Here is a 13,727-nt window from a genome sequence, read left to right on the forward strand (position 1 = left end):
CGCCCCTCCGCCTGTCGGCGGAGGGGCGCCCTTGACGCGCGTACGGCCTACGAGGCGGCTGCGGCGACCTTCAGCTCGACCGTCAGCACCGCGCCGCCCGTGGTGTTGACGCGGAGCAGGAACGTGCCGGTCGCGTCGTCCGCGTACAGCTTGGGGAGCTTGAGCACACCGTCGGCGTCCGTCGTGAGGTCCGTGAGGGTGCGGATCGTCTTGCCGTCCGCGTCCTTGAAGTACGGGCCCTTGTCGTTCTCGGTCGGGTCGTCCGCCGACTTGATGAGCGTCGCGGTGGCCGCGACCTTGCCCGCGACGGCTCCCTTGTAGGTGGCCTTCAGCTCGACCTGGTCGGCGAACTCGCCGCCCGGCACACAGGTCAGCGGGGTGTCGCCGGTGCGGGTGAGGGTGTCGGCCTGGCGCGGGGTGACGGTGGCCGTGTAGTCGAGGCCGCCCAGCACACGGCCCACGACGGTGGCGCGGACGGTGAAGTCGCCGGTCTTCTCCCCCGCCACGAGTGCGGGCGCGGTGGCCGTGCCCGCGCTGCCGGTGACGACCGTGGCAACACTCTCGCCGCCGGTGAAGGTGGCGTCCGTGTCACCGATGATCGTGAACCGCACCCGGACCTTCGCCACACCCTTGCTCGCCTTGGACTCGGCCCGCACGGCGACCTTGGCGCCGAAGGCGCTGCCCGCCGTCGCCGTGAGCTTCCCGGTGTCCGCGTCCTCCAGATGGTCCACCGTCTGGGTGGGCGTGGGAGGCGTCGGGCTCGGCGCGGGCGAAGTCGGCGCGGGCGGCTTCGGGGTGGGGCTCGTCGAGCCGCCACCGCCTGGCTTGGGGGTACTCGGTGTGCTCGGTGTGCTCGGTGTGCTCGGTGTCGCGGGCGTGGACGGGTTGGGGCTCGCGGGGTCGCTGTTGCTGCTGTGCGAGGGCAGGGTGCCCGTGCCGTCCGGGACCTCGTGAGTGCCCTTGCGGTAGTACTCCAGCCACGACAGAACCGTGTTGAGGTACTCCGTCGAGTTGTTGTAGTTCAGGATCGCGGCGTTCATCTGCGACTGCACGGACAGGTCCCGGTCGAACCGGCACAGGTAGTGGCCGGCCGCGAGCGCCGCGTCGTAGACGTTGTTGGGGTCCTTCTTGCCGTCGCTGTTGCCGTCGCGGCCCGCCCACTCCCAGGTGGAGGGGATGAACTGCATGGGGCCCACGGCCCGGTCGTAGGCAGGATCGCCGTCGTACGCGCCGTTGTCGGTGTCGGCTATCAGCGCGAAGCCGTTGCCGTCGAGCTTGGGGCCGAGGATCGGCGAGTACGTCGTGCCGCTCGCGTCGACCCGGCCGCCGCGGGCCTGGCCGGACTCGACCTTGCCGATGGCGGCGAGGAGCTGCCAGGGCAGGTTGCAGCCCGGCTTGGAGGCGCGCAGTTCGGCCTCGGCCTTCTTGTAGGCGTCGAGGACGGTCGCGGGGATGCCGGCCTCGCCGTCGCCCACGGAGACGGTCGTGCCGGTGGTCGGACTCGCCGACGGGCTCGGGTTGGGGCTCTTCAGCGGCGGAAGGTCGGTGTAGTACGGCGAGTCGCCGGTCGCGCCGCCGCCTTCGCCACCGGTGTTCGCGTCGCCCGACGGCTGGGCGGAGCCGGCGGACTGTCTGCCGAGGTCGTCGGTGGTCACTCCGGGTGCCTGGGAAGCAGACAGGGCCGCGACCGCGACCGCGGCCACGGCGGTGGTCGTCGCTCCCTTGCGCAGTCTGCCGAAATGCGCCGCCATTTGAGTGAACCCCTCCCGTGGACGACCGTCCGCGCACCGCGCGTTCGCTGGCTCAGTGACCCAGGCGACCCTACGACAACTTCCGTCGCCCGGGCACCCGTTCGTGCCCGATTTTCACCGGTTGGCCATGTGGGATTGTCCAAGAGAACACGCACCGCCGGGTGGAGCCCGCGGACATTTTCATACGTCCCTCATACTGAGCGTCGGAGATCACCGGGGCCGACATATCAGACCAACGTCTGCCACAGGGGGACGCTTTGCCCTTCACCCTCAGCCACGCGGCGGCCGTACTGCCCGCCCTGCGCGGCGACGGAAGCGGCCGCGGCCGCCTCGCGCCCGCGGCACTCGTGGCCGGTTCCTTCGCCCCCGACATGACCTACTACGCGGCGAGCGTGGTCCCCGGAGCGATGGAGTTCGGCGATTTCACGCACTCGTTCACCGGTGTCCTCACCTTCGACGTACTCGTCGCCTGCGTGTTGGTGGGTGCCTGGCTGGTACTGCGCGAACCCTTGGTGGCGCTGTTGCCACGGGCCCGTCAGGGCCGTCCCGCGGCTCTGCTGCGCTGCGGGACACCGCGCGGGCCGGTGCGCTCCTCGACCGCACTGTGGTGGTACGCCTCCGCGGTGCTCGGCGCGCTGACACACGTCGTGTGGGACGCGTTCACGCACCACGACCGGTGGGGGGTTCGGCTGGTCCCCGTCCTGTCGCGGAACGCCGACGGCACGCCGGTGTTCACCTACGCGCAGTACGGCAGTTCGCTGGTGGGGGCCGTCTTGATCGTGGCCTTCGTGAGTGTCGCGCTGCGCCGGGCGCCCTCGGCCGAACCGGTGGGGGTGCCGGTGCTTTCGCGTTCCGACCGGTGGCTGGCCGCCGCCGTCATCGGCGGCTGCGGGCTGATGGGCGCCGTGCAGCGGGCGTCACGCTGGTGGGCGTACTGGGGCACCCGCGCGAAGCCCTGGGAGTTGATCCCGGCGCTCTGCTTCGGCGCGGGCGCGGGTCTCGTGCTCGGGCTCGCGCTGTACGCCGTCGGGGTCAGGGTGTGGCGCCCCGCTCCGGCTCGTCCCAGCCCGGCACCGGTCCGCGCGGCGCCGAACCGTCCGACACCTCGCTGATCCCGTTCTCCGGAGTGAAGCCCTGGACGGCGCCGCGCCCACGGTTGAGGCCGCGGTGGACGGCCTGGGCGATGCGCTCGATGGTGCGGACCCCGTACGCCATCGTCGGGTTGTCGTGCGACAGGACGACGATGCGGTACGTGCGGTCGGAGCCGGTGAACACGCCGACGCTGTGGACGCGCCAGCCGTGGGTGGACCGGGGCAGCCAGCCGTTCTTGATGTGCGCCTGCAGGCCGCGCGGCATGCCGGCGGGGACGCCCCAGCGCTGGTCGCCGCGGACCTGGCTGAGCAGTTTCAGGCCGTAGGCGCGGCTCTTCAGGAAGGAGCCGGCGCCTGTGAGCACGCCCAGCAGCCGCATCTGGTCGGCGGCCGTGGTGCGGGTCAGGCCCCAGTAGCCTGCCGGGCCGAGCTCGGTGCGGCGCGTTCCGACACGGTCCAGGAAACGGCCGAGGCAGGTGCGGCCCAGGTCTCTCCACAGATGCTGGGCCGCGGTGTTGTCCGAGATGGTGATCATGGGGCGTACGTTGGCGAGCTCCCAGTTCGTGAGGGTGCGGCCCAGCTCGTCCGCGCGGTGCAGGGTGGCCTCCATGATCGTGAGCTTGGCGACGCTCGCCGAGTCGTACTGGCGCTCGCTCGCGAGGGCGCAGGTCAGGTCGCTGCTGTCGTCGCGCACCGCCACGGCGACGGTGCCCTGGCGTGACGACAGCACCGTCCTGATGTCGCGGGACATCCGGGCGGCGAGCTCGGGGTTGCGGGTGGATCGGCAGGCCGCGGGCACCTGGGCGGTGCTCGCGCTCGCGGCCACCGCGGATACTGGCGCGAGCAGCGCCGAGACGACGGCTGTGGCCATGGCCGTGCGACGGTTGAGCATGCTTATACCCATGCCCGCATCCTTGCGGTCCCTTAGCACGGGGGGCGTCTTTGCGAGGGCCACGCGAGTGACGGTTCCCTCCGGGGGTTGAGCGGACACCCCCTTCCCTGCGCTTCCGGCCCACCGAAGAAGGCTCATGCCCTACGGGCAACCAACGGAAGGACACCACCCTCCGGGCAGCTCACAGGAACCGACGTCGACTTGCCCTGCGGGCGGATCGCACGGCGGAGCGCGGGGCGACTTTCCCCGAGGGCGGCTCGCACAGCGGAGCGCGGGCGACTTTCCCCGCGGGCGGCTCGCACAGCGGAGCGCGGGCGACTTTCCCCGCGGGCGGCTCGCACGACGCAGCGCGGGCGACTCTCCCTGCGGCGGCTCGCACGACGGGGCTGAGCTGACATTCCCTGCGGGCGGCTCGCACAGCGGAGCGGGGGACCACTTTCCCTGCGGGCGGCTGGCAAAGCGGAGCGCGGGGCGACTTTCCCTGCGGCGGCTCGCGCGACGGGGCGCGGGGCGACTCTCCCTGCGGGCGGCTCGCGCAGCGGAGCGCGGGACGGCTTGCGCCGCGAGCGGCCGCGAGGGGGGTGCCCTGTGGGCGGGGGCTTCCCCGAGCGGGGGTGGGACATCTGTCCACACCGGCGCGCAAGCCGCCCGCAGGGCACCCGACGCACGGAGTGGGCGGAGCCACGACCAGCGCCGCACGGGACCAAGCCGGCCGGGCGCCGGGGCCGAGACCCAAGGCCGGGATCGGGACCGGGATCGAAGCCGGAGCCGGGACCCTGGGCCGGGACCGGGCCCTAGGCCGGGGCCCGGGGCGCCAGGCCGAGGCCGGAACCGGAGGCCGGGGCCCTGGGCCGAGACCGGGGTCAAGGCCGGGACTCGACGCCGGGACCCGTGGGCCGGGGTCGAGGCCGGGACCCGACGCCGGAACCCTGGGCCGAACCGACGCCGGGGCCGTACGCCGGAACCCTGGGCCGGGGCCGTACGCCAGGGCCCTGGGCCGGGGCCGCGACCCGACGTCGGGACCCGCCGCCGGAACCCTGGGCCGGGACCGACGCCAGGGCCGTACGCCGGAACCCTGGGCCGGGACCGGCGTCGGGGTCCTGGGTCGGGGATTCAGGGGTCCGTTCGCCGGAGGCTAGTGTGCTGCGGATTCCCAGTCGGGGCCCGCGCCGACGGAGACGTCGAGGGGCGCCCGGAGATGAACGGCGGACGCCATCTCGCGGCGGACTAGTTCCTCGGTCTTCGCCCGCTCTCCGGGAGCGATCTCCAGGACGATTTCGTCGTGGACCTGGAGGAGCATGCGGGACTTGAGCCCGGCCTCGCGCAGCGCCCGGTCCACGTTCAGCATCGCGATCTTGACGATGTCCGCGGCCGTGCCCTGGATGGGAGCGTTGAGCGCCATGCGCTCGGCGGCCTCCCGACGCTGCCGGTTGTCGCTGTTGAGGTCGGGCAGATAGCGGCGGCGCCCGAAGAGCGTCGCCGTGTAGCCCGTGGCGCGGGCCTCGTCGACCGCCCGGCGCAGATAGTCCCGCACGCCTCCGAAACGCTCGAAGTACGTGTCCATCAACGCACGCGCCTCACCCGCGTCGATGTTCAGCTGCTGGGAGAGACCGAACGCCGACAGCCCGTAGGCGAGGCCGTACGACATCGCCTTGATCTTGCGCCGCATCTCCGCGTCGACCGCCGAACGCTCGACCGAGAACACCTGCGACGCCACCGTCGTGTGCAGGTCCTCGCCCGACGTGAACGCCTCCAACAGGCCCTCGTCCTCGGACAGATGGGCCATCACGCGCAGTTCGATCTGGCTGTAGTCGGCCGTCATGAGGGACTCGAAGCCCTCGCCGACCACGAAGCCGCGGCGGATCGCGCGGCCCTCCTCCGTACGGACCGGGATGTTCTGCAGGTTCGGGTCCACCGACGAGAGCCGGCCCGTCGCGGCCACCGTCTGGTTGAACGTGGTGTGGATGCGGCCGTCCGCGGCGATCGTCTTGATCAGGCCCTCGACCGTCACCCGCAGCCTGGCCTGCTCACGGTGGCGCAGCATGATGACCGGCAGCTCGTGGTCGGTCTGCGTGGCCAGCCAGGCCAGCGCGTCCGCGTCCGTCGTGTAACCGGTCTTCGTCTTCTTCGTCTTGGGCAGGTCCAGCTCGCCGAAGAAGACCTCCTGGAGCTGCTTGGGCGAGCCGAGGTTGAACTCGTGCCCGACAGAGGCGTGGGCCTCCTTCACCGCCTGCTGCACGGCGCCGGCGAACATCTGCTCCATGGCTTCCAGGTGCGCCCGGTCCGCCGCGATGCCGTGCCGCTCCAGCCGGGCCAGCAGCGCCGACGTCGGCAGCTCCATGTCGCGCAGCAGCTCGGCCGCGCCGACCTCCGCCAGCTTCTCGCCGAACGCCTCGCCCAGGTCGAGGATCGTGCGGGCCTGCACCATCAGCGCCTCGGCCTCGGCCTGGTCGTCCGCGCCGAAGGCCAGCTGACCGTCGGTCGCCGCGGCGGGCCCCAGCTCCCGGCCCAGATACTCCAGGGACAGCGCGTCCAGCGCGAAGGAGCGGCGGCCCGGCTTCACCAGATACGCGGCGAGCGCGGTGTCCATGGACACGCCCTCGATCGTCCACCCGTGCTCGGCGAAGACCCGCATCGCACCCTTGGCGTTGTGCAGCACCTTGGGCTTCTTGGGGTCGGCGAGCCACTTCGCGAACGCATTCTCGTCGGTCTCGTCCAGCCGCGAGGGGTCGAACCACGCCGCCGCCCCGTCCGCCGCGGCCAGCGCGACCTCGGCCACCGAACCCGAACCCAGCGCCCACGTGTCGACGGTGGCCAGACCCAGGACCGCCTTGCCGTCGTGCTCGGCGAGCCACGGCTTCAGCTCGCCCGCGCCCAGAACCGCCCCGTCCAGCTCGACACCCTCGACGACCGGAGCGGCCGCCTCGGCCTCCTCCGTCCCGGGGTCGACGGCGAAGAGCCGCTCACGCAGGGAGGGGTTGCGGATCTCCAGGGTGTCCAGGACCATCACGACAGCCGTACGGTCGTACGCCGCGCGCTCCAGGTCGGTGACCGTCTTCGGGAGCTCGACGTCCTTCACCATCTCCGTGAGACGGCGGTTGAGCTTCACCGCCTCCAGGTGGTCGCGGAGGTTCTGCCCCGCCTTGCCCTTGACCTCGTCGACGCGCTCGACGAGGTCCGCGAACGAACCGAACTGGTTGATCCACTTCGCGGCCGTCTTCTCGCCGACGCCGGGGATGCCCGGCAGGTTGTCCGACGGGTCGCCGCGCAGCGCCGCGAAGTCGGGGTACTGCGCCGGCGTCAACCCGTACTTCTCGACGACCTTCTCCGGAGTGAAGCGGGTCAGCTCGGAGACGCCCTTCGTCGGGTACAGCACCGTCGTGTGCTCGGACACCAGCTGGAAGGAGTCGCGGTCACCGGTGACGATCAGGACCTCGAAGCCCTCGGCCTCGGCCTGCGTGGCGAGCGTCGCGATGATGTCGTCGGCCTCGAAGCCGTCGACCGCGAACCGCTGCGCGTGCATCGCGTCCAGCAGCTCGCCGATCAGCTCGACCTGTCCCTTGAACTCGTCCGGGGTCTTCGAACGGTTCGCCTTGTACTCCGTGAACTCCTCGGAGCGCCACGTCTTGCGCGAGACGTCGAACGCCACCGCGAAATGCGTGGGCGCCTCGTCGCGCAGCGTGTTCGCCAGCATCGACGCGAAACCATAGATCGCGTTCGTCGGCTGACCCGTCGCGGTCGTGAAATTCTCCGCGGGCAGCGCGAAGAACGCGCGGTACGCCAGCGAGTGCCCATCCATGAGCATCAGCCGCGGACGGCCCGCACCTGCGGTTTTCTCGGTCTTCTTCGATGCTGTTTCTGCCACGCCCCCGATCCTCGCACGCCCCACTGACAGTGCGGACCTCCCGGGACCGGCCGCCCTCGTCGTCACCGGCGCGTGCGAGGATCGCCGACGTACTTCATACGTGCATGCGAAGGGGTCCCGTGATGGCCAGCAAGCCGCCCAAGAGCGATCCGATCCAGGACGCGCCGCAGGTCGCCGAGCCGAAGCGCGCCGCGGCCGGGCTGCCCGCCATCGGGCACACCCTGCGCATCGCCCAGCAGCAGATGGGGGTGAAGCGCACCGCGCTGACCCTCCTGCGCGTCAATCAGAAGGACGGCTTCGACTGCCCGGGCTGCGCCTGGCCCGAGCCGGCGCACCGGCACACGGCGGAGTTCTGCGAGAACGGCGCGAAGGCGGTCGCCGAGGAGGCCACCCTGCGCCGGGTCACCCCGGACTTCTTCGCCGCGCACCCGGTCACCGACCTGCACGGCCGCAGCGGCTACTGGCTCGGCCAGCAGGGCCGCCTCACCCACCCCATGTACCTGCCCGAGGGCGCCGACCACTACGAGCCGGTCTCCTGGGAGCGCGCCTTCGACATCGTCGCCGAGGAGCTCGCCGCCCTCGGCTCCCCCGACGAGGCCCTCTTCTACACCTCGGGGCGCACGAGCAACGAGGCCGCGTTCCTCTACCAGCTCTTCGCCCGCGAACTCGGCACGAACAACCTGCCGGACTGTTCGAACATGTGCCACGAGTCCTCGGGCTCCGCGCTCTCCGAGACCATCGGCATCGGCAAGGGCAGCGTCCTGCTCGAGGACCTCTACAAGGCGGACCTGATCATCGTCGCCGGGCAGAACCCCGGCACCAACCACCCGCGCATGCTCTCCGCCCTGGAGAAGGCCAAGGCCAACGGCGCGAAGATCATCAGTGTCAACCCGCTGCCCGAAGCGGGACTGGGGCGCTTCAAGAACCCGCAGACACCCCAGGGCATGCTCAAGGGCGCCGCCCTCACCGACCTGTTCCTGCAGATCCGGCTCGGCGGCGACCAGGCCCTCTTCCGCCTCCTGAACAAGCTCGTCCTGGAGACCGAGGGCGCGGTCGACGAGGACTTCATCGCCGAACACACCCACGGCTACGAGGAGTTCGCGGCCACCGCCCGCGCCGCCGACTGGGACGAGACCCTCACCGCCACCGGCCTCACCCGCGAGGAGATCGACGAGACCCTCCGCCTCGTCCTGTCCTCCCAACGCACCATCGTCTGCTGGGCCATGGGCCTCACCCAGCACAAGCACTCCGTGCCCACGATCCGCGAAGTGGTCAACTTCCTGCTGCTGCGCGGCAACATCGGTCGCCCCGGCGCGGGCGTCTGCCCGGTCCGCGGCCACTCGAACGTGCAGGGCGACCGCACCATGGGCATCTTCGAGCGCCCCGCCCCGGCCTTCCTGGACGCCCTGGAGAAGGAGTTCGGCTTCGCCCCGCCCCGCGAGCACGGCTACGACGTCGTACGGGCCATCCGCGCCCTGCGCGACGGCGACGCGAAGGTCTTCTTCGCCATGGGCGGCAACTTCGTCTCCGCCTCCCCCGACACCGACGTCACCGAGGCCGCCATGCGCCGCGCCCGCCTCACGGTGCACGTCTCGACCAAGCTCAACCGCTCCCACGTCGTCACCGGCGCCCGCGCCCTGATCCTGCCCACCCTCGGACGGACCGAGCGCGACCTCCAAGACAGCGGCGAACAGTTCGTGACCGTCGAGGACTCCATGGGCATGGTCCACGCCTCACGCGGCCGTCTGGCGCCCGCGAGCGAGCACCTCCTGTCCGAGCCGGCCATCGTCTGCCGCCTCGCCCGCCGCGTGCTCGGCGAGGCCTCCCGCACCCCCTGGGAGGAGTTCGAGAAGGACTACGCCACGATCCGCGACCGCATCGCGCGCGTGATCCCCGGCTTCGACGACTTCAACGCACGCATCGCCGACCCTGCCGGCTTCACCCTCCCCCACGCCCCCCGCGACGAACGCCGCTTCCCCACCGCCACCGGCAAGGCCAACTTCACCGCCGCGCCCGTCGAGTACCCGAAGCTCCCCGAAGGCCGCCTCCTCCTCCAGACCCTGCGCTCGCACGACCAGTACAACACCACCATCTACGGCCTCGACGACCGCTACAGGGGCATAAAGAACGGCCGCCGAGTGGTCCTCGTCAACCCCGAGGACGCCCGCGCGCTGAACGTCGCCGACGGCTCGTACGTCGACCTCGTCAGCGAGTGGCGTGACGGCATGGAGCGGCGCGCCGCCGGCTTCCGCGTCGTGCACTACCCGACCGCCCGCGGCTGCGCCGCCGCGTACTACCCGGAGACCAACGTCCTCGTCCCGCTCGACGCCACCGCGGACACCAGTAACACCCCGGCCAGCAAGTCCGTCGTGGTCCGTCTGGAACAATCGGCCACCGACTGAGCGTTTGCTCAGCCAGTCAGCCAGAGAGATCGACGACGATCGGAGCCGGCCCCCATGGGCGAGCAGAGTCACGTGAAGTTCCCGCAAGAGGTCATCGACGAGTACGCCGCACTCGGCGTCGACCTGCCCGCCCTCTTCTCGGCAGGCCACCTCGGCACCCGCATGGGCGTACAGATCATCGAGGCCTCCGCGGACCGGGTCGTCGGCACCATGCCGGTGGAGGGCAACACCCAGCCGTACGGCCTCCTGCACGGCGGCGCCTCCGCCGTCCTCGCGGAGACCCTCGGCTCGGTCGGCTCCATGCTCCACGGCGGCAGCTCCAAGATCGCCGTCGGCGTCGACCTGAACTGCACCCACCACCGGGGCGCCCGCTCCGGCCTCGTCACCGGCGTGGCGACCCCCGTACACCGCGGGCGCACGACAGCGACGTACGAGATCGTCATCACCGACGAGAACGACAAGCGCGTCTGCACCGCCCGCCTCACCTGCCTCCTGCGCGACGTCAACCCCACCGACGCCGCCCCCGCACGCGAGGCCTGACCCACCACTCACCGGAACTGGCGTACGGCGAGCAAGGGGGCAGGAGACATCTGCCCCCTACTCACCACTCACCGGCAGTCGGGTACGGCGGGCAGGGGACGGGGCGGAGGTGTCCGCCCGCAGCGGCTGGCGCGTCAACACCAGCCCTTCCGGGACCGACCGATTCCGCGCCTGACCGAGGACGGATACCTCCGCCCCGGCCCCGACCCCCCACACACCCCTTCCGCGCGCCTCGCCCGCCCCCGCCCGTCCCCACCCGCCGCAACCGCACTCCAATACGCCGGAGTTATCGGAAATCAGCGGCAACTCACCACTTTTTCAGGCGACTTAACACGCCTTCACGAGACTGCACGCCCGGACACCGCACCCGATGCGCCCAATACCGTGCACGCCGGCCGAACTCCGAGTTTCCTTTTCTCGACGTAACGCTGCGTAACACGCACGCAATACGGCATCAGAGTCCCCTCTTCGACGGCCCGCACTCCCGGCGACCTCCCCCGGCGACTCCACGCGACCTGCGACGGCGCACGACCGCGACCTTCCCCTACGCGCAACCGGAAGTGCGGATTCTCAACATGTGGAACGAGAAGAAATTCCGCCAAATCGGCCGAGAATACCCGTCCCTGAAGCTCATCAACCGGCACGTCATAACAAGAAAGTCACAAGCCAGCCCACGGCGATGCCCGGGCCCACAGACAGGCTTAGAGTCACGGCCAGTCACCGCGCCGCCGGGCGCGTCTGCAGCACGGCTCGGTATCACCCAGTACGGCCCGGCGAGACACACGGCAGCTCAGCAGGGCTGCTGCGCCAGGGAGAGGATTCAACGTGCGACAGCGTTCTTTGGTCATACTCACCTCCGTGCTCACCACCGGAGCACTCACGCTGACCGCCTGCGGTTCGCGTGACGACAGCGGGGACAAGAGCAGCAGCAGCAAGACCGAGATCATCATCGGCGTTGACGCTCCGCTGACCGGTCAGAACTCCGCAACCGGCCTCGGCATCCAGGGCGGCGTACAGATCGCCGTCGACGACGCCAACAAGAACAACACCGTCCCCGGCGTGACCTTCAAGGTCCAGGCGCTCGACGACAAGGCGATCCCGGCCAGCGGCCAGCAGAACGCCACCGCCCTCGTCAACAACGAGAAGGTCCTCGGCGTCGTCGGCCCGCTGAACTCCGGTGTGGCCACGCAGATGCAGCAGGTCTTCGCGGCCGCCAACCTGGTCGAGGTCTCGCCCTCCAACACGGCGCCCGAGCTCACCCAGGGCAAGAACTGGCAGACCTCGAAGTCGCGCCCGTTCAAGACGTACTTCCGCACGGCCACCACCGACGCCCTCCAGGGCGGCTTCGCGGCCGAGTACGCGTCCACCACGCTCAAGAAGAAGAACGTCTTCGTCGTCGACGACAAGCAGACCTACGGCGCGGGCCTGGCCAAGCTGTTCAAGGCCGGCTTCACCAAGAACGGCGGCAAGGTCGCCGGCGAGGACCACGTCAACACCGGCGACACCGACTTCTCCGCCCTCGTCACCAAGATCAAGAAGTCCAAGGCCGACCTGGTCTACTACGGCGGCCAGTACGACGAGTCGGAGAAGCTCACCAAGCAGCTCAAGGACGGCGGAGTCAAGGTCCCGCTGTTCGGTGGTGACGGCATGTTCAGCGACACCTACATCCAGACCGCCGGCAAGACCTCCGAGGGCGACCTGGTCACCTCGGTCGGCCAGCCCGTCGACTCCCTGCCCTCCGCCGCGGACTTCATCAAGAAGTACAAGGCCTCCGGCCTCAAGGGCGACTACGGCACGTACGGCGGCTACTCCTACGACGCCGCGACCGCCATCATCAAGGCGATCGCCAACGTCGTGAAGGACGGCAAGGTCCCCGACGGCGCCCGCGCCAAGATCGTGGACGAGGTCCAGAAGACGAAGTTCGAGGGCATCGCCGGCCCCGTCTCCTTCGACGAGTACGGCGACACCACCAACAAGCAGCTCACCGTCTACCAGGTCGTCAACGGCAAGTGGAAGGCCGTCAAGAGCGGCACGTTCAACGGCTGATCCGATCCGATCCCAGCTGATTTCAGCCAACTCCGGCTGAGGCCGGCCAAGTCCGGCTGATCCCAGCCAACTCCAGCTGATCCCAGCTGATTCGAGATCCGCCGCTAGCTACACCCCAGGGCCGCGCGGCCAAGACCACACGTCACCGCGCGGCCCGCCCCATATCCCCCCGTTCACTCTCCCCACCCACATGGAGGCCATGCGGTGAACACCCTGCCGCAGCAGCTGGCCAACGGGCTGTTCCTCGGCTCGATGTACGGGCTGATCGCCATCGGCTACACGATGGTGTACGGCATCGTCCAGCTCATCAACTTCGCCCACGGCGAGATCTTCATGACCGGAGGCTTCGGCGCACTCACGGTCTACCTCTACGTCCTGCCCGACGGCACATCCATGTGGATAGCCCTCCCAGCGATGCTCATCGGCGGCGGTCTCGTCGCCGTCCTCATCGCCGTCGGGGCGGAACGGTTCGCCTACCGACCACTGCGCGGCGCGCCACGCCTGGCACCCCTCATCACCGCCATCGGCCTCTCCCTCGCGCTCCAGCAGGCCGTCTTCAACTGGTACCCGAACGCGAAGACCGACCGCAACTTCCCCCAGATCGAAGCCGGTCCCTGGCACATCGGGTCCATCAGCATCAGCAGCGGCTCGCTCTTCGTCATCGTCGCCGCCCCGCTCTGCATGGCGGCCCTCGCCCTCTTCGTCAGCATGTCCCGCACCGGCCGCGCCATGCAGGCCACCGCCCAAGACCCTGACACCGCCCAGCTCATGGGCATCGACACCAACAAGATCATCGTGATCGCCTTCGCCATCGGCGGCTTCTTCGCCGCCGTCGCCGCCGTCTCCTACGGCCTGCGCTACGGCTCGATCCAGTACAACATGGGCTTCCAGATGGGCCTCAAGGCCTTCACCGCCGCGGTCCTCGGCGGCATCGGCAACATCTACGGCGCCATGATCGGCGGCCTCGTCCTCGGCCTCGCCGAGACCATGGCCACCTCCTACATCGACGGCATCCCCGGTATGCAGCAGCTCGGCGGCGGCGGCTGGTCCTCCGTCTGGGCCTTCGTCCTCCTCATCCTCGTACTGCTGTTCAGGCCACAGGGCCTGGTCGGCGAACGCGTCGCGGACAGGGCGTGACCA

Annotated in this window: 8 protein-coding genes; 5 read left to right on the top strand and 3 right to left on the bottom strand. The window is 70.3% G+C overall.

The features are described 5' to 3' along the window. Positions 1–47 precede the first annotated feature (47 nt). Positions 48–1,751: a lytic transglycosylase domain-containing protein gene (locus OG798_RS16925; RefSeq protein ID WP_328757274.1), complete on the bottom strand. Its 1,704-nt coding sequence runs from the start codon at positions 1,749–1,751 to the stop codon at positions 48–50. Positions 1,752–2,008: 257 nt separating this feature from the next. Here OG798_RS16925 and OG798_RS16930 point away from each other — a divergent pair, with 257 nt between their 5' ends. Continuing rightward, a complete protein-coding gene (locus tag OG798_RS16930; RefSeq protein ID WP_328757275.1) occupies positions 2,009–2,863 on the top strand; it encodes a DUF4184 family protein in 855 nt (284 codons plus the stop codon). Here the strand turns inward: OG798_RS16930 and OG798_RS16935 are convergent. Beyond that, positions 2,784–3,746, bottom strand: a complete 963-nt coding sequence (locus OG798_RS16935) for a serine hydrolase (protein WP_183127391.1) — start codon at positions 3,744–3,746, stop codon at positions 2,784–2,786. The genes OG798_RS16930 and OG798_RS16935 overlap by 80 nt on opposite strands. A gap of 1,123 nt (positions 3,747–4,869) precedes the next feature. Continuing rightward, positions 4,870–7,599, bottom strand: coding sequence for a DNA polymerase I (gene polA / locus OG798_RS16940; RefSeq protein WP_121416460.1), 2,730 nt, complete (start codon positions 7,597–7,599; stop codon positions 4,870–4,872). 122 nt (positions 7,600–7,721) lie between these two features. Here polA and OG798_RS16945 point away from each other — a divergent pair, with 122 nt between their 5' ends. The 4 genes from OG798_RS16945 to OG798_RS16960 all read left to right on the top strand — a co-directional run bounded on the left by OG798_RS16945 (position 7,722) and on the right by OG798_RS16960 (position 13,724). Beyond that, a complete protein-coding gene (locus OG798_RS16945; protein ID WP_121416459.1) occupies positions 7,722–10,001 on the top strand; it encodes an FdhF/YdeP family oxidoreductase in 2,280 nt (759 codons plus the stop codon). A gap of 54 nt (positions 10,002–10,055) precedes the next feature. Beyond that, the gene (locus OG798_RS16950) at positions 10,056–10,541 is read left to right on the top strand and encodes a PaaI family thioesterase (protein ID WP_097226224.1); all 486 of its coding nucleotides are present in this window, start codon (positions 10,056–10,058) and stop codon (positions 10,539–10,541) included. An 825-nt stretch (positions 10,542–11,366) separates the two neighbouring features. After that, positions 11,367–12,587 carry a branched-chain amino acid ABC transporter substrate-binding protein gene (locus tag OG798_RS16955; protein ID WP_095855229.1) on the top strand — a complete coding sequence of 407 codons (1,221 nt, stop codon included), beginning with the start codon at positions 11,367–11,369 and terminating at the stop codon, positions 12,585–12,587. 204 nt (positions 12,588–12,791) lie between these two features. Then, positions 12,792–13,724 (top strand): branched-chain amino acid ABC transporter permease, encoded by a 933-nt coding sequence (locus tag OG798_RS16960; RefSeq protein WP_067363979.1) that lies wholly within the window; start codon positions 12,792–12,794, stop codon positions 13,722–13,724. Positions 13,725–13,727: the final 3 nt, after the last annotated feature.

Source organism: Streptomyces sp. NBC_00271, assembly GCF_036178845.1.
In the GTDB taxonomy this organism is placed as follows: Bacteria; Actinomycetota; Actinomycetes; order Streptomycetales; family Streptomycetaceae; genus Streptomyces.